Origin of the sequence: Saccharothrix sp. CB00851 (assembly GCF_001905065.1) — a bacterium.
GTDB lineage: Bacteria > Actinomycetota > Actinomycetes > Mycobacteriales > Pseudonocardiaceae > Actinosynnema.
The window spans coordinates 80,703-97,392 of sequence record NZ_LWLC01000026.1 but is presented as its reverse complement, the minus strand read 5'-3'; the positions used below and the strand labels follow the sequence as shown (position 1 = coordinate 97,392).

The 16,690-nt window shown below is 71.9% G+C and carries 14 protein-coding genes; 7 read left to right on the top strand and 7 right to left on the bottom strand.

Annotated features, from left to right (window positions below; translation table 11 throughout):
- Positions 1–133: 133 nt before the first annotated feature.
- The 3 genes from A6A25_RS25045 to A6A25_RS25035 form a co-directional block, all read right to left on the bottom strand.
- Entirely contained in the window at positions 134–2,452 is a 2,319-nt protein-coding gene (locus A6A25_RS25045; RefSeq protein ID WP_241828899.1) for a glycoside hydrolase family 95 protein, read from the bottom strand.
- A gap of 134 nt (positions 2,453–2,586) precedes the next feature.
- Positions 2,587–3,492, bottom strand: a complete 906-nt coding sequence (locus A6A25_RS25040; protein ID WP_073893843.1) for a hypothetical protein — start codon at positions 3,490–3,492, stop codon at positions 2,587–2,589.
- A complete protein-coding gene (locus tag A6A25_RS25035) occupies positions 3,405–4,250 on the bottom strand; it encodes a patatin-like phospholipase family protein (RefSeq protein ID WP_073893841.1) in 846 nt (281 codons plus the stop codon). The genes A6A25_RS25040 and A6A25_RS25035 overlap by 88 nt, the downstream gene beginning before the upstream one ends.
- A gap of 349 nt (positions 4,251–4,599) precedes the next feature.
- On the opposite strand from A6A25_RS25035, the gene A6A25_RS25030 reads away from it, so the two are divergent.
- The 4 genes from A6A25_RS25030 to A6A25_RS43310 all read left to right on the top strand — a co-directional run bounded on the left by A6A25_RS25030 (position 4,600) and on the right by A6A25_RS43310 (position 9,324).
- Positions 4,600–5,103 carry a 2Fe-2S iron-sulfur cluster-binding protein gene (locus A6A25_RS25030; protein ID WP_073893839.1) on the top strand — a complete coding sequence of 168 codons (504 nt, stop codon included), beginning with the start codon at positions 4,600–4,602 and terminating at the stop codon, positions 5,101–5,103.
- Positions 5,100–6,089, top strand: coding sequence for an FAD binding domain-containing protein (locus tag A6A25_RS25025; protein ID WP_073893837.1), 990 nt, complete (start codon positions 5,100–5,102; stop codon positions 6,087–6,089). Before A6A25_RS25030 ends, A6A25_RS25025 begins: the two co-directional genes overlap by 4 nt.
- Positions 6,086–8,170 (top strand): xanthine dehydrogenase family protein molybdopterin-binding subunit, encoded by a 2,085-nt coding sequence (locus tag A6A25_RS25020; RefSeq protein WP_073893835.1) that lies wholly within the window; start codon positions 6,086–6,088, stop codon positions 8,168–8,170. The genes A6A25_RS25025 and A6A25_RS25020 overlap by 4 nt, the downstream gene beginning before the upstream one ends.
- Before the next feature lie 65 nt (positions 8,171–8,235).
- Positions 8,236–9,324, top strand: coding sequence for a hypothetical protein (locus A6A25_RS43310; RefSeq protein ID WP_143193379.1), 1,089 nt, complete (start codon positions 8,236–8,238; stop codon positions 9,322–9,324).
- 18 nt (positions 9,325–9,342) lie between these two features.
- Here the strand turns inward: A6A25_RS43310 and A6A25_RS25010 are convergent, their stop codons facing one another.
- Entirely contained in the window at positions 9,343–11,040 is a 1,698-nt protein-coding gene (locus A6A25_RS25010) for a cholesterol oxidase substrate-binding domain-containing protein (protein ID WP_073893831.1), read from the bottom strand.
- A gap of 145 nt (positions 11,041–11,185) precedes the next feature.
- On the opposite strand from A6A25_RS25010, the gene A6A25_RS25005 reads away from it, so the two are divergent.
- The 3 genes from A6A25_RS25005 (at position 11,186) to A6A25_RS24995 (ending at position 12,995) form a co-directional block, all read left to right on the top strand.
- Positions 11,186–12,289 carry a serine hydrolase domain-containing protein gene (locus tag A6A25_RS25005; RefSeq protein WP_073893830.1) on the top strand — a complete coding sequence of 368 codons (1,104 nt, stop codon included), beginning with the start codon at positions 11,186–11,188 and terminating at the stop codon, positions 12,287–12,289.
- Positions 12,290–12,504: 215 nt separating this feature from the next.
- The gene (locus tag A6A25_RS25000; RefSeq protein WP_073893827.1) at positions 12,505–12,765 is read left to right on the top strand and encodes a hypothetical protein; all 261 of its coding nucleotides are present in this window, start codon (positions 12,505–12,507) and stop codon (positions 12,763–12,765) included.
- A gap of 17 nt (positions 12,766–12,782) precedes the next feature.
- On the top strand, positions 12,783–12,995 hold the full coding sequence (locus tag A6A25_RS24995) for a hypothetical protein (protein ID WP_143193378.1): 213 nt from the start codon (positions 12,783–12,785) through the stop codon (positions 12,993–12,995).
- Positions 12,996–13,007: 12 nt separating this feature from the next.
- On the opposite strand, the gene A6A25_RS24990 is transcribed toward A6A25_RS24995, so the two are convergent.
- From A6A25_RS24990 to A6A25_RS24980, 3 genes are all read right to left on the bottom strand, one after another.
- A complete protein-coding gene (locus A6A25_RS24990; protein ID WP_073893822.1) occupies positions 13,008–14,207 on the bottom strand; it encodes a cytochrome P450 family protein in 1,200 nt (399 codons plus the stop codon).
- A 457-nt stretch (positions 14,208–14,664) separates the two neighbouring features.
- Positions 14,665–14,916, bottom strand: coding sequence for a hypothetical protein (locus tag A6A25_RS24985; RefSeq protein WP_073893819.1), 252 nt, complete (start codon positions 14,914–14,916; stop codon positions 14,665–14,667).
- Between the two features lie 389 nt (positions 14,917–15,305).
- Positions 15,306–16,379 carry a hypothetical protein gene (locus A6A25_RS24980; RefSeq protein WP_143193377.1) on the bottom strand — a complete coding sequence of 358 codons (1,074 nt, stop codon included), beginning with the start codon at positions 16,377–16,379 and terminating at the stop codon, positions 15,306–15,308.
- Positions 16,380–16,690 lie beyond the last annotated feature (311 nt).

Below are 16,690 nucleotides of genomic sequence, written 5' to 3'. Positions count from 1 at the left end.
GAGCAGTGGGCTCACGCTGACCTCGCTCCCCGAGGGTGGGCATGAAACGTTTCATTCCACGTGGCCGACCGTAGCCGGCTCACTCCGACCCGTCAAGCACCTCCACGCGCGGCCCGGTGGTCCACCACCTGGCTTACCGAGCCGTGGCCAGGTAACGGTGGCCGGCGCGGGCGGTGAAGGTGGTGGAGCCGCCGTCGGTGCGGGTCAGGACTTCGCGACCGGTTCGGGTGTCGACCAGGCGGAAGTCGGCCTCGAACAGGGTGCTGCGGGCCGTGACGGTGCCGTCGTGGCCGGTGGCCAGGGTGATCTCCCGGGCCTTGCCGTCGGACCACCGGACGTCGACCGTGACGTCGCCGCGTGCCCGCAGGCCGGTGTACGAGCCGTCACGCCACTCCCCCGGCAACGCGGGCAGCACGTGCACCGCGCCGTCGTGGCTCTGCAGCAGCATTTCCGCCACACCCGAGGTCGCGCCGAAGTTGCCGTCGATCTGGAACGGCGGGTGGGTGTCCCACAGGTTGGCGGTGGTGCTGCCGATCAGTTGCTCGGCCAGCATCTTGTGCGCGTGGTCGCCGTCGAGGAGCCGTGCCCAGAAGTTGATCTTCCAGGCCTTGCTCCACCCGGTGCCGCCGTCGCCGCGCGCGGTCAGCGAGGTCTTCGCGGCGGCGGCGAGGTCCGGGGTCTGGCGCGGGCTGATACCGTTGCCGGGGAACAAAGCGAACAGGTGCGACACGTGCCGGTGGGTGTTGGCTGGGTCGTCCCAGTCCTGCTTCCACTCCTGCAGCTGACCCCACGAGCCGATCCGCGTGCCGGGGTCGAGCCGGTCGAGCGCCTTGCGCACCTCGGCACCGAACGCGGTGCCGCCCACGTCGTCGGCGGTGGAGACGACGTGGGCGAACAGCTGCCGGACGATCTGCTGCGACATCGCCGCACCCGCGGAGAAGTCGCCGTGCTCGGGTGAGTAGCTGGGCGCGACGACGAGCTTGCCGTCGCGCGGGTCGACCACCAGCCCGTCGAGCCAGAACCGGGCCAGTTCCTTCAGCACCGGGTACACCCGTTCGCGCAGGAACCGGCGGTCGCCGGTGAACAGGTAGTGCTCGAAGTAGTGCTGCGCGAGCCATGCGCCCGCCTCGGGGAACCAGAACGCCGTCGCCCAGTCGTGCACACCGGTGAAGCCGAACGGGTTGGTCTCGTTGTTGACCACCCAGCCGCGGCTGCCGTGCACCTCCCGGGCCGTGACGGCGCCCGGTTCGCGCAGCCCGTCCACGAAGTCGAACAGCGGCCCGGTGGTCTCGGCGAGGTTCGTCGTCGCGGCGGGCCAGTAGTTCATCTGCAGGTTGATGTTCACGTGGTAGTCGGCGCTCCACGGCGGCGTGACCGAGTTGTTCCACACGCCTTGCAGGTTCGCGGGCAGCGAGCCGGGCCGGGACGAGGAGATCAGCAGGTAGCGGCCGTACTGGAAGTACAGGGCTTCCAGCGCCCGACGGGCCGGGGCGGGCGCGGTGGCGTAACCACGCAGGAGTTCGTCGGTGGGTACGTCCGCCGGCCGCTGCCCGAGGTCCAGGCGCACCCGGTCGAACAACGCCCGGTAGTCGCGCAGGTGGGCGTCGAGCAGCCGGTGCCAGCCCTTGGCGGAAGCGGCGTCGACGGTCCGCTGGACGCGTTCGTGCGGGTCGGGGCCCCGGTAGGTCGGGTAGTCGGCGGCGTAGTCGGTGCCCGCGGCGAACACCAGCACCGCGAGGTCCGCGTCGGCCACGGTCACCGTGCCGTCGGGGTTGTCGGTGCGCGTGCCGCCCTGGTTGAGCAGTTGGAGCTGCGATTCGAAGCGCATCCCGTTGTCGTGCAGCGCTCCGGTGAACGTGGCACGGCCGCCGGTCGCCGTGGTGTGCCGCGAGCGGTTGTCGGGCGCGGCGATCGAGGCGGTGAAGCCGATCCGGCCGGGCCGGTCCGCGGAGAGCCTGGCCACGATCACGTCGTCGACGGCGCTGGCGAAGTACTCCCGCGTGTAGCGCACGCCGTCCGCCCGGTAGGACACCGACGCGACCGCGCGGGTCAGGTCGAGGTCGCGCCGGTAGCCGGTGACCCCGGTGGGCGGGTCGGTGAGCGCCAGGCCGAGTTCGCCGAACGGCTGATAGGCGCCGAAGCCCCGTCGCGGCTGCCCCAACGCCGCCGCGACGGTGTCCGGTGCGACCCGGTGCTCGCGCTCGATCAGCTCCCGGACGTGAGCGAGGGCGTCCGGCCGCGGGCTGGTCCAGTTGCCGAAGTCGTAGCCCTGCGCCGAGCCGGGGCCACCGGTCCACAGGGTCTTCTCGTTGAGCTGCACCCGTTCCCACGCCACCGTGCCGAACACACCACCGCCGAGCGCGCCGTTGCCGATGGGCAACGACCCGGTCTCCCAGTCGGTGGCGGGCTCGTCGTACCAGAGCGTGAGCGTCCGCTGGTCCACCTCGGCCACCGCCTCCTCCCCGCCACAGTGCCGCGCATCCGTCCCGTGCATGCGTGACGGTAACAAGAGATCCGACCTGTAGGGCACCCCTGTCGCGAAATCCGCCGACTGTTCGGGTGAGTCGCCAACAGACATCGGATGGATCAGGTCTGCGCGACCAGCGCCGGGTCCTTCGGTCGGGACGGGCGCGCGGCGGTGGCTTCGGCTTCGTAGCGGAGGCGTTCGGCGCCCAGGAAGCAGCGGTTCAGGCCGGTGCGGACGTCCAGGGCGTTGATCCCGGTCTTGATCACGTAGAACAGGCCGATGTTCACCAGTGCCACGGTCAGGGCGTACACGTAGGTGTCCTGAAGGGTGCCGTTCAGGATCAGGACGGCGAAGATCCACACCATGCCGGTGTACAGGGTGGTCGTCGGCCCCCACTGCCGGAACGCGTCGAGGCCGACGACCTTCTGGTGACCCGGTGGCACGGTGCTGAGCCGGGCTCGCCGAGCCCGCGCGAGGTACGTCGTCGCGAAAACCGCGCACAGCACGTTGGAGAACATCACGCCCGTGTACCCGATGGCGGTGCCGAGCGGCCAAGTGCGGGCGTCGACCAGGTTCACCCAGAGGATCAACCACGACGCCCACGGCGCCATGAGCCGGATCGCGATCTCCGCGGCGACCCGCAGCGGCGCCCCGGGCAGGGCCGGTGACCTCGCCACCAGCGTGGTGAGACCACCGAGGATGTTCTGGTAGTACCGCACGGACGCGAGCGCGAAGCTCAGGCCGATGATCCGGGCGGGCAGGTTCTCCCACACCTGGCCCAACCGGTAGTCCGGCACGCGCAGGTCGTCCACCAGCGGGATCACGTCGGGCCGCACGTCCAGCGGTCGCAACAGCAGCTGCACCGGCGGGCCGAGCACGTCGATGCCGATGTCCCGCAGGAACCACAGGACGCACACCGTGGCGCTGACGAAGTAGCTCAGCGACGACACGACCGAGAAGAACAGCAACCACCGCGCGTGCATCGACCTGCGCGGGTCCGACAGCACGCCCTGCTGCTTGCGCATGCGGTAGATGCGCCGACGCCGCTTCGGTTCGCGCGACACGTGCCGAGGCCGGGGCGCAGGCGTTCCAGGTGGCGTGCGACGACCCGGTTGACCAGCGGTGTGCCGCCGCCGGTGCGCTGCGGCGCGATCGGCCGGGTGCTCAACGACAGGACGTGCGTGCAGCCGTCCAGCACGGCCGCGCGGAACGGGTGGAACCGCGGCACTCCCCCGTCGATCGCGCGTCGACCCCGGAACTCGGCGGTGCCGCGGATCGCCAGGGGCAACCACGTGCCGGCGCGCAACGCCGACCGCAGGTCGTCCGGCGAGTGGAACTCGCTCACGTCCAGGGTCCGCAGGTCGTCCACGCTGGTGACCATGACGTGCAGCCGCTGCGCCGCCGCGATGATCGCCGCGTAGTCCAGCGGTTTGCGATGGGCCAGCACTTCCTCGAACACGTAGTCGAGGTTCATCGGCCCGACACCGCGCAGCACCCGGCTGAAGTCCAGGAACACCTTGCTGGTCAAGTCGTCGAAATAGATGGACAACGGGAACCACGTCCGCCGGGTGATGAAATACGCCCCGTTCACCGCGCCGGACGAGCACGTGTACACGTCGTCGAAGCCGTCCGCGAACCCCAGGTCCTCCAGCGCGGTCAACATCGCACCCGAGACGACCCCGCGCAGGCCACCGCCCTCGACGGCGAGGCCGACCTTGAACCCGTCGTCCCGCCGACCGGGCTTGCTGCCGCTCGCCCGGCGCCGGTGCAGCACTTCGCGCACCGGGTGGTCCGCGGCCCAATACGAACTCGCCCGAGTGGTGGTCGAAGGGAAACCGCGTCTGATGGGGAATACCGCCCACCATCCGGGCACACCATTCGGCCGCACCATGGGACAACGCCTCCGAAGTCGTCCGGTGTGCACACGGTAGCGGATCACGGGTCCGTTCAGGAGGGTCGTCGGTCGAGTCCACCCGGAATAGAATCAGGCGGCCGCAATAATGCGGGAATTCGGGTCGGAAACGAGGCGGATTCAGCCGAATAGCGCCGGTGTCACCCGTTGGCCGGGACTTGGGTTGGGGCCGCCCCGGGCGGGAAGCCCCAGGGCGTGCCGAGTCGGAGGAGCCGGGGCCGTGGACGGTGACATCGAGCTGCGCGTGGACGGGCGGCGCAGGCGGTTGCGCGTGGACACCAGGACGACGTTGCTGGACGCGTTGCGCGACGGGGTCGGGGCGACCGCGCCCAAGAAGGGGTGCGACCACGGTCAGTGCGGCGCGTGCACGGTGCTGCTCGACGGACGCCGGGTCATCACCTGCCTCACCCTGGCGGTGGCGCACGACGGGGCGGAGGTCGTCACGGCGGAAGGGCTCGCCCACCGTGACCGGTTGCACCCGGTGCAGGAGGCGTTCCTGGAGCGGGACGCGTTGCAGTGCGGGTTCTGCACGCCCGGCCAGGTGTGCTCGGCCGTCGGCGTGCTGGACGAGGTGGCGGCCGGTCACCCGAGCGCGGTCACGGCGGACCTGACCGGCCCGGTGGAGCTGACCGACGACGAGATCCGCGAGCGGATGAGCGGGAACCTGTGCCGGTGCGGCGCGTACGTCAACATCGTGGACGCGGTGCGGGACGGTGCGCGGTGATGCCGTTCGACTACCGCCGCGCGCCCGATCCCGAGAGCGCCGTCGCCGCCGCGACCGGGTGGGCCGGAGTGGCGTTCCTGGCCGGCGGCACGAACCTGGTCGACCACCTGAAGCTCGGCCTCACCTCGCCCGAGGTGCTGGTGGACATCACCGGGCTGCCGCTGGACGAGGTGGACGAGTTGCCGGACGGCGGGCTGCGGATCGGGGCGACGGTGCGCAACGCCGACCTGGCCGCGCACCCGGTGGTCCGGCGGGACTACCCGGTGCTGGCGCGTGCGCTGCTGTCCGGCGCGTCCGGGCAGATCCGGAACCTGGCCACGACCGGCGGGAACCTGCTGCAGCGGACGCGGTGCGTGTACTTCCAGGACCTGTCGACGCCGTGCAACAAGCGTGAGCCGGGCACGGGGTGTTCGGCGATCGGCGGCTACACGCGGCACCACGCGATCCTGGGCGCGTCCGCGCACTGCGTGGCCACGCACCCGTCGGACATGGCGGTGGCGATGGCGGCGCTGGACGCGCAGGTCGCCGTGCTGGGCACGGCCGGGCGGCGGGTGGTCCCGCTGGTCGAGCTGCACCGGCTGCCCGGCGACGAGCCGCACCGCGACACCGTGCTGGCGCCGTCGGACCTGATCACGGCGGTGGACCTGCCGCCGCTGCCGCCGGGCACGCGCTCGCTGTACCGGAAGGTGCGCGACCGGGCGTCGTTCGCGTTCGCGCTGGTGTCCGTCGCGGCCGTGCTGCGGGTCGAGGACGGCGTGGTCGAGGACGTGCGGATCGCGCTCGGTGGTGTGGCGCACAAGCCGTGGCGTGCTCGGCGGGCGGAGGACGTGCTGCGCCGGGAACCGGCCGACGAGGAGGCGTTCCGGCGAGCGATCGACGCGGAGCTCGCGGGCGCGGCGCCGTTGGAGGGCAACGGTTTCAAGGTGCCGCTGACCCGCAACACGGTGGTGTCCGCGCTGCGCGAGCTGAGCCGGGAGGAACGATGACCGGCCTGCTGCGACCGCGCGTGCTCGGCACGTCGCCGCGCCGGGTGGACGGCCCGGCCAAGGTGACCGGCACCGCGCGGTACGCGGGCGACCAGCACGCGGTGGACCCGGCGTACGTGCACCTGGTGCAGGCCGATGTCGCCCGTGGCGTGCTGACCGGGGTGGACGTGAGCGCCGCGCGGCTCGTGGACGGCGTGCTGGCCGTGCTGACACCCGACAACGCGCCGCGCCTGGCGTCCACAGAGGACGCGGAGCTGGCTGCCTTCCAGTCGCACGACATCGCGTTCCGCGGCCAGGTCGTCGCGGCCGTGGTCGCGCGCACGCGGGAGATCGCCCGGCAGGCCGCGGCGCTGGTGCACGTCGAGATCGACCACGAGCCGCACGACGTGCACCTGAGCGCCGACCGCGACGACCTGTACGCACCGGAGCAGGTCAACACCGGCGCCGCGACCGACACCGAGCGGGGTGACGTCGCCACGGGCCTCGCGCACTCGCCGTTCACGCTCGACCAGACCTACACCACCGCCTGGTACAACAACAACCCGATGGAGCCGCACACCACCACGGCCCTGTGGCTGGACGGCGACCTGGCCCTGTTCGACTCAACGCAAGGCGTGCACACCACCCGTGAGGCGACGGCGAAGGTGTTCGGGCTCGACCCGCGGCACGTGCACGTGATCTCGCCGCACGTCGGCGGCGGCTTCGGGTCCAAGGGCACGGCGCACGTCCACGTGGTCATCGCCGCGCTGGCCGCCCGAGCGGTGCCCGGCACACCGGTCAAGCTCGCGCTCACCCGGCAGCAGATGTTCTCCCTCGTCGGCTACCGGACGCCCACCATCCAGCGGGTCCGGCTGGGCTGCGACGCGGACGGGCGGCTGGCCGCGATCGCGGTCGACGCGATCGGTCAGACGTCCCGGATCAAGGAGTTCGCCGAGCAGACCGCGGTGCCCAGCCGGATGATGTACGCCGCGCCGAACCGCCGCACGACCCACCGGCTGGCCGCGTTGGACGTCCCGATCCCGGCGTGGATGCGCGCACCCGGCGAGTGCCCAGGCATGTTCGGGCCCGAGGTGGCGGTGGACGAGTTGGCGAACGCCTGCGGCGTCGACCCGGTCGAGTTCCGCGTCCGCAACGAGCCGGACGTCGAGCCGGAGTCGGGCAAGCCGTTCTCCAGCCGCAACCTGGTCGCGTGCCTGCGCGAGGGCGCCCGCCGGTTCGGCTGGGAGCACCGCGATCCCGCGCCGCGAGCCCGTGAGGAGGACGGGTGGCTCGTCGGCACGGGCGTGGCGGCGTCGACGTACCCGGTGACCCGGACCCCGGGTTCGTCGGCCACGATCCGCTGCACGGGCCCCGGTCGCTACCGGGTGCGGATCGGCGCCGCCGACCTCGGCACCGGCACGTGGACGTCACTGGCGCAGGTCGCGGCCGACGCGCTGGGCGTGGACTTCGCCGACGTGGAGCTGCTGATCGGCGACACGTCGCTGCCCAAGGCGTCGGTGGCGGGCGGTTCGTCCGGCATCACGTCGTGGGGCTCGACCGTGGTGGCCGCGGCCGAGGCGTTCCGCGAGGAGTTCGGCGACGACCCCGCCGAGGGCGACGAGGCGGGCGCGCAGATGCCCGAGGCGAGCGACGAGTACGCGATGCACGCGTTCGGCGCGCAGTTCGCCGAGGTGCGGGTGCACGTCGACACCGGGGAGGTGCGGGTGCCGAGGCTGCTCGGCGTGTTCGCGGTCGGCCGGGTGGTGAACCCGCGGCTGGCCCGGTCGCAGCTCGTCGGCGGCATGACCATGGGCCTGTCCATGGCGCTGCACGAGCACAGCGTGGTGGACGAGCGGTTCGGGCACGTGGTCAACCACGACTTCGCCGAGTACCACATCGCCACCAACAGCGACGTGCCGCGCGTGGAGGCGCACTGGGTCGAGGAGCACGACCCGCACACCAACCCCATGGGTACCAAGGGCATCGGGGAGATCGGCATCGTCGGCACCGCCGCCGCCATCGTGAACGCGGCACACCACGCGACGGGCGTCCGCGTCCGCGACCTGCCCCTGACGCTGGACCACTTCCTCGACCGCGCCTGACGACGCCGTCACCCACTCGGGTCGACTTCCGGTCCGCGCTCGCGCTCCCGGGCCACGATGGGGTGATGCGAGAACACGAGGAGTTCGGCGACGGCCGACACGAGAAGAACCCGGCCCGACCACCCGCGGCCGGGGTCGGGCCGGGCGGGCTGGTCGGCCTGCAACAGGCCGCGGGCAACCACGCGGTCACCCACCTCGTCCAGCGGATGAAGCGGCAGTGGAACGCCTCCGGTGACCGTGACACCCCGTACCCACCGTTCCCGCCGGTCCCGTCAGCCCCACCGGTCCCGTCGGGTCAGCAGGCACCCGGACGGCAGCCACCACCCGGACGACCGGCACCGACGCCGAGCCCGACGCCCGGTCCACCGACGAAACGGGCGAGAACCACACCGGCGCCTCCTGCCCCGACACCGACCGCCACGACAACGACAACGACGACCACAACCACGACCCCGAGTCCCACCTCGGTCACGACCACCACCCCCGCCACGACGCTGCCGCCCCTGATCGCGCCCGGGGGGAAGTCGCCGCGCACGATCCCGGTGTGGCCGACGCCCAAGAACTCGTCGCTCGTCCGGCTGCCGGACCGGGAAGCCCGGAAGAGGTCGGCCCAGGCCATCCGAAAGGAGCAGGTCCACCGCGCCAGCCTGAAGGAGATCCTGAAGACGACGCCGCAGCGGTACTCGGAGAAGAAGCAGGCGACGGTCTACCAGTGCGCGATCTGCCTGGAGTACACCCGGAAAGCCCACTTCTCCGCAGACCACATCAAGGCCTGGGCGGACTTGGTCGCGGACGACTTCGCCGACTACGAGACGCCCAAGACCCCGAACGACATCCGCAAGATCTACAACGACCTGGACAACCTGCGGGCCACCCACCAGGGGTGCAACAACAAGCGCAACAAGAACCTCCGGACCGACACGGACGTCGCTGCCAAGGTCGCGCCGCCACCGCCGGACCACGGGTTGAGTGCGGGCCGGGCGGTCAAAGAGCTGGCGTCGACCATGACCACGGCCCAGCTGGGGCTGGCGTACAAGTACCTGGTGGCCATCAAGGCAGGCACGATCACGACCGAACCCGCGACAACGACCACGACAACGACCACGACAACGACCACCGCCGCCGCCGCTACCACCGAAGACACCACCACCTGAGCCGTCCCGTCGAGCGCGTCAAGGCAGCAGCACGTCCAGGAACGGGTTGCTGAACACCCGGTGCGGGTCGAAGGCGTTCAACGCGGTGAGCGCGGCGTCCCAGCTCGGGTTCGGCCCCTGGCGGTAGGTGTCGGGGACGGTGGAGGTGAGCATGGTCCGGTCGGCCCACGCCGCCTGGTCGGTGTAGGCCCAGCCCTTGGACCACTCGGCCCGGGTCGCCGCGTACCCGCCGGTGTACCGGGTGAAGAAGAACTGCTCCAGCTCGCGGTAGAACGCCGCCGCGCCCGGCGCGGTCGGGAAGGTCAGCACGTCGAACCACACGGCGACGTCCCACTCGGGGTGGTCCTCGCGTGGCCGCACGGCCGACAGCAGCGGTGTCCGCGCGCCGGGCACATCGACGTGCGCCGGGTCGTCCAGGCCGCCGACGCGGATCTCCACCTGGCCGGTGACCGGGAACAGCCCGCGCCGCTGGTAGGCCGCCAGCAGGTCTTGGTAGTACGCGGCGAAGTCGCTGACCACGCGCTGGACTTCGGCGCGACTGGTCAGCACCGCGTACCCGTTCGCGGTTTCGCGCAGGGTCGTCGGCTTGACGTACAGCATCAGGTTCTTCGACGCGCCCCACAGGTCCGCGCTGAGCGTGGCGGTCAGCCCGGTGGCGGCGGTCGTGTACTGCAACTGCCCGAACGTCGGGGTGAGCGCCCACGCGCCGGTGATGAGCAGGTCGGCGAGGTCGGAGACCGGTTTGGGCACGTTGTCGGAGAACGGGTAGTTGTACGGCGTGAAGACCTGCCGCGAGGTCGGCGGCTTGGTCGGCGCGACGCTCCACGTCTTGAGCCACGGGCGGTCGGTGAAGGCGAACCAGATCGCCTCGATCCGACCGGCCTGGTCGAGGAAGCTCGCGAACGTGCGGGTCGCGCCGCTGCCCGGCGGCGCGAACAACTCGCTCGCCGGGATGTCCACCCGGCTCACGCAGCGCAGGTTCCGGTTGGCGCCGACGCGCAGCGTGACCTCGGTCAGGAACGCGCGGCCCACGTGCGTCAGCAGCGCGGCGCACTCGGGCTCGTCGCGCCGGAACGTGCGCAACCGGTACTCGCCGCCCTCCCACACCACGGCGGTCAGCGAGATGATCAGGTTGCTGAGCGAACCGTAGGTGTGGCCGGGCGGCCGGGTCTCGCCGACGGCCGGCACGGACGTGCCGTGGCCGTTGATCGCGAGCACGCCGCCGACGGTCAGGTCTCCCGGCGCGGGGGTGTTGGTCACGCCGAGGCCCGCGTCCTCCAGGAACGCCAGCAGTTGGTCCATCGACGCGCCCGTCTGCGCCCGGACCGCGTTCGGCAGCGCGGTCATGGCCGTGAGGTGCCGGGTGGTGTCGACCAGCACGACGCGGTCCGCGCCGGTGGTGCCCGGGGTGACGGTGAGCGGCGCCCACCCGTGCCGGAAACCCTTGGGCCGCAAGGTGAAACCCTGGCCGTGGGCCCAGTTCGCGAGGAGCACCACGTCGGCCGGGGTCCGCGGGGCGCACGTCCACAGGTCGTCGGTGCGGATCTCCCCCGCCCAGTTCTGGTAGGCCTGCCGGTACAGGTCGATCGCCGGCGGGAAGGCGGGCGGCGGGTCACCGGCGGCCTCGCCCGGTGACAGCACGCCGACCGGTAACCAGGCGACCGCGGAGGCACCGAGGAAACGGCGGCGGGAGAAGGAATCGCCGAAGTGGCTCATGAGCCGACCATAAGTGCGCCTGTCGCGGGCTGCCCGTTGCCGGAGGGAGGTTGGGCCGAACAGCGCAGCCGGGTCGTCTCGGTTGGTTCTTCATCGGGCAAGAATCCGGTCGCCCGGCGCGGGCCGGTGGCGTTACGTTCCTTCGGTGGCGGAGATCAGCGGCACGTGCGACGACCGGTTCCACGCGGTGCGGGACGCCTTCGCGGCGTCACTGGACGGGGACGACGTCGGCGCGTCGGTCGCGGTGCACGTGGACGGCGAGCCGGTGGTCGACCTGTGGGGCGGGTACGTCGACGCGGCCCGCACCAGGCCGTGGGAGCGCGACACGATCGTCAACGTCTGGTCCACCACCAAGACGATGGTGGCGCTGTGCGCGTTGATCCTCGCCGACCGCGGCGTGCTGGACCTCGACGCGCCGGTCGCCCGGTACTGGCCCGAGTTCGCCGCCGCGGGCAAGGACGGCGTGCTGGTGCGGCACGTGCTCGGCTACACCGCCGGTCTGCCGACGTGGACCGAGCCGATCACCGTGCCGGAGCTGTTCGACTGGGACGACGCGACGGCACGGCTCGCCGCGCAGCCCGCCCGGTGGGAGCCGGGGGCGGTCGGCTGCTACCACCCGTTGACGCAGGGTTTCCTGATCGGCGAGGTGATCCGCCGGGTCACCGGGCGCGGTGTCGGCGCGTTCTTCGCCGAGGAGGTGGCCGGGCCGCTGGGCGCCGACTTCCACATCGGCCTGGCCGTCGAGCACGACCACCGGGTGGCGCCGGTGATCCCGCCGCCGGGCACGTCGGACAGCGCGGCGCCGGGGTTGCCCGGTGAGCGGCCCAACCCGACCATCGTGGCGCAGGACGCGAACACGGCGGCGTGGCGACGGGCGGTGATCCCGTCCGCGGGCGGGCACGGCAACGCGCGGTCGGTGGCGCTGGTGCAGTCGGTGCTGGCGTGCGGTGGTGAGGTCGGCGGCGTGCGGCTGCTGTCGGAGGCCGGGTGCCGACGGGTGCTGCAGGAGCAGTTCCGGGGCGTGGACCACTACCTGGACGTGCCGATCCGGTACGGGTTGGGTTACCGGGTGGAAGGCAGGACGTGCTCCTGGGGCGGGTGGGGCGGTTCGGTCGTGGTGGCCGACCTGGACACCCGGATGACGGTGTCGTACGTGATGAACCAGATGCTGGACCAGGGCGCGCTGGGCGACAGCCGCGGTCTCGGCCTCGTGCTGGCCGCCTACGGCGGGCTCGCTGCCGCGGCCTGAGCGCGTCTCCTTGCCCGATGGGGCGAGGGTCGTGCCCCGCCGTTGTCCTGAGGGTCGTTCCCCGGTCGGCCGCGTCCGGTGAAGCTGGTGTGGCGTGCCGGCTCGACGGAGGGGCGGCTCGACGGAGGGGCGGAGGGGCGGAGGGGCGGAGGGGAACGACATGCGGGTTCACCGAGTGCCCGGACGGGTCGCGGAACAGGGGTGACGGCCCGCGCGTGTCCGACCCGGCGGACGAGTTCGAGCGGCAGGCCGAGTCCACCGCGGCGGCAGCGGTGTCCGGCCACGTGCACGACCTGGCACCCGCAGCGCACGGCGCCGTTGCGACGGCACACGTCCCGGTGCAGCGCGTCTCCGACGACGAGGAAGAGGACGAGGAGGACGACGGGCTGCCCTTGATGGCCACGGACGAGTTCGAGTCCACCACCTCCTACTCCAGTCGGTACGGCAGGGAGGTGCGTGACGGCTGGCGCTGCTGAGTGCCGTGGTGGCACAGGTGGACACGCTGGTCGAACGGGGGTTCACGCCGGAGGTCCAGGTCGTCGCGTCGGTCGCGGACAGCGGGCTCCGCGCGCTGCTCCTCGGGCACACCCGCAAGAAGAACGTGGTGGACCTGCTGGAATCGCGCATCGACAAGAACTTCATCAAGGCCCGGTCCGCGGTCGGCACCGGTCACGCCCGGGTGACGGTGTCGCTGTCGCCGACGTAGTGGCGGGCCGGGTCACCCCAGCCTGACGGGCAGGGTGCGGTGGCCGTTGGAGATGAACGACGCGACCGGCTCCAGCTCGTCCGCGGGCACGGCAAGCGCGAGGTCGGGGAAGCGGCCGAACAGCGCGGGCAACGCCACCTCGGCCTCGATGCGGGCCAGTGGCGCGCCCAGGCAGAAGTGCACGCCGTGGCCGAACGACAGGTGCGTCTTGTCGGCGCGGGTGATGTCGAACTCGTCGGCCGTGTCGCCGTGGTGCGCCGGGTCGCGGCCCGCTGAGGCGTAGCCCGCCAGGATCGCCTCGCCCTGGCGGATCGTCACGCCGTCCAGTTCGATGTCCTCGACGGCGTAGCGCAGCGGCAGGTTCGCCACCGGCGCCTGCCACCGCAGCGACTCCTCGATCACGTCGGTCCACGTGCGTTCGCCGGACAGGACCAGGCGGAGCTGGTCGGGGTGGGTGAGCAGGGCGGTGATGGCCTGGTCGAGGAGGTTGACCGTGGTCTCGTGCCCGGCGGAGATCACCAGGATCAGGGTGTCGGCCAGCTCGGCCTCGGTGAGCCTGCCGCCGTCCTCCTCGCGGGCGGCGATCAGGCCGCTGGTCAGGTCGTCGCCCGGCGCGGCCCGCTTGGCGGCGACCAGGTCGTTCAGGATCTCGTAGAGCCGGACTTGGTTCGCGATCGCCTCCTCGGGCGTCGTCGTGGTGGCGAACAGGCTGTCCACGATCCGGTGCAGCTCGGGGCGCGCGTCGTCGGGGACGCCCATCAACCGGCAGATGACCTCGATCGGCAGGGGGTAGGCGAACCCGGCGCGCACGTCGACCAGGTCCGGTCCGGCGGCGAGCCGGTCGACCAGGTCGGCCGCGATCCGTTGCACCTGCGGCCGCAGCGTCTCGGTCCGGCGGGCCGTGAACGCCTTCGAGATCAACGTCCGGAGCCGGCGGTGCTCGGTGCCGTAGGCGGTGAACATGTTGTGCGCCGCGACCCAGAGGTACAGCGGCCAGTCCGGCCTGATGCCCGCCAGCGCGGGCCAGTGCCGGCGGGCGTCCTTGGACACCCGCGGGTCGGCGAGCAGGCCGCGCAGCAGGTCGAGGTCACCGACCGACCACGCCTCCACCCCGCCGGGTAACGCGACCTTGGTCGCCGGTCCGAGGGTGCGCAACATCGCCGCCTCGGCCTGGATGTCGCGGCCGGTGGGGTCCAGTACGTAGGCTTCCATGTACCCATCGTTACCGCATGATCACTGTGAGTACAAGGTGATTGTGCGGGTTGTGCAGTGGCAGCTGTAGAGCTGTGCAGCTGTAGAGCTGTAGAGCTGTAGAGCTGGAAAAGATTAAGAGCGTCCTCGCCGGACGGGCAGATCAGCAGGATGACATCCCCCGGTTCCGTCTCCGTCTTGTTCCGTTGGGACGCCCGTTGGGTTGGTGGTCCCGGGGTGCGTGTCATCCCACCGACCTCCCTCCGGGCTACCACACGCGTCAAGGGGGCGGTTCCAGCCCGACGCGCCGGTCATGCCGGAAGGTGCCCCCTTGACACGTGCGGTAGGGCTGCGCCAGGTCGGCGGGATGACACGAACCCCTACCGGTGAAAAGCGGAAGCGCATCGCGGCCGCACCGCCCCGACGCCGTTCGACCTCGCGCTCGCCGGCGGCTCCCGCGCGTGCCACTGGCGGCGGTCTAGATGTGTGGCAGTTCGACAGGACCGTGCGGCCGTTCAGGGGCTGCACCGGACGCGCGGGCGGTGGCGCGGTTCGTCGGGAGCAGGGTGTTCAGGTCGGCGTGACCGGCGAGGTGCGCCAGCACCTTGTCCACGGTGGACGGTATGCCGACGCGCAGCGGCACGCCGATCACCAGCAGGGCGCCGGCCGCGCTGCGGTGCACCAGGTGCATCTCCAGCGGGTCGGCGTGATCGGCGAACCGGTCGCGCACGGCGGCAGCCGTCGGACTCTGCGGTCTCCTTGCTCCGCTGACCGATTCGCGCACGGATGGCTATCGTTCAGCACTGTCCGTGACGGGGCCGGGAGCCGTGTCCTGAAGCGACACGGCTCGACCGGCCCCGCACCGTCGTCCGGGTGGCCCCCTCCCCCTGCACCCGGACGGGTCTGGCGACGGCGATCGGGTCGGCCCGGTCCCCACCCCCGGACGGGACCGGCTCGACACCGGTGGTTCGGCCTTCGCCCAGACCGTGCCGGTTCGACCGGCACACGTTCAGTGTGATGTCCCGCTGACCAGCGCCACGGCCGCGCGACCCTCGACGCGATGCCGAGCTCACGGGTGATCCGGCCTCGGAGTGCGTCGAGCCGGCACCACCCGCCGCCCTACCGGCGCGCGGAGCCCGCCGGGTGCGGTTCGCTCTCGTCGTCCAGTCCGATCACGGCCGGTGCGCCGACGACCTCCTCGACCATCAGCCCGCCGTCGGGCGACGGGCCGCGGTGCCAACGGTCGGTGTCGTCGCGCTGGTTGGCGCCCACGCACCACGACACGGCGATCATCGTGAAGAGCAGGGCCATCATCAGCACGACGGTTGCCTGCTGCGCGCCGGACCAGCCGCTGGCGAAGATCACCACGGCCGCGGTGATCGCGGTCGTGAACAGGACGGCGGCCATGGCCAGCACCGGCCGGGCGAGGCCCCTCAACAGGGGTAGGACGACGTCACGCAGGTGCAGCGCGCTCTCCGGTTCCTGGCGGCCCTCCACCGCGGGATCCGGTGACTCGGGGTCGGCCTGCTCGACGGGCGGGCTCGCCGGCGCGGGCACGCTGACCGACGCGGCTCCGCCCTGCAGCTCGCACCACACGACCATGACCTTCTCGACCTGCGGCTCGGGCAGCCCGCACGCCACGAGGAACGCCCGGACCTGCTCCATCTTCGTGGGCAGCGCGGTGTTCTTCTGGTCGTTGACGAACCGGTAGGCCGTGCTGCGCGGGATGCCCCCGCGGGCGGCGATCTCGGCCGGGGTGAGGCCGGACCGGACCTGGACCTTGCGCAGCAGCGAGATGAACTCCCCCGGGGTGCTCGCCTCCAGCTCGCCGTCCGGCACCGGCACGGCCCGCGGCTCGGGCTTGCGCGCCTCGGCGACGTACCGCGAGATCGGCACGACGTTCGCGGGCCTCGACGGTGTGGTCCGCTTCGCGGCGTCCAGCCGGCGCCACGCGTCGCGCAGGTGCTCGACCGTCGCCCGGTCGGCCGCGCAGGCGGTCAGGACCCGCTGGTAGAAGGACCATTCCCGGACCCGCTGCTGCACGCCGTCGCGCACGGCCTCGGTGGAGCGGCCGAGGTCCTGCGCGAGATCCTGGACCGACAGGCCGGCCCGTCTGAGCTCGACGCGGACGGCGCCGAGGAACGCGATCGCCGAGATGTCGTGCTCGCGGCCGGACGGTTCCGGTGCCGTCATGACGCGCACCTGCCCTGCCCGGTCCACCGACACGTGTGCGCCCGACTGTCGGATAACCACGACAAACCCATGACTCGCCCTCCGGGGTGAGGACGTCGTCGCGTGCTTCGGTGTTCTGGTCACCACAGTCGACGACGCCGTGCAGCCGAATCTTCTTGCCCAATCCGAGGAACCGCTCCCGCACGGCCAGTTGGCCCTGGACCGCACGACGTCCGGCCACCTCGCCGGACGCACAACGCTTACCACCACCACCTCGTCGTTTCCATCGACCACGACGGGTTCGCTGGTGACGGCCCTCCGTCTCACGGCGG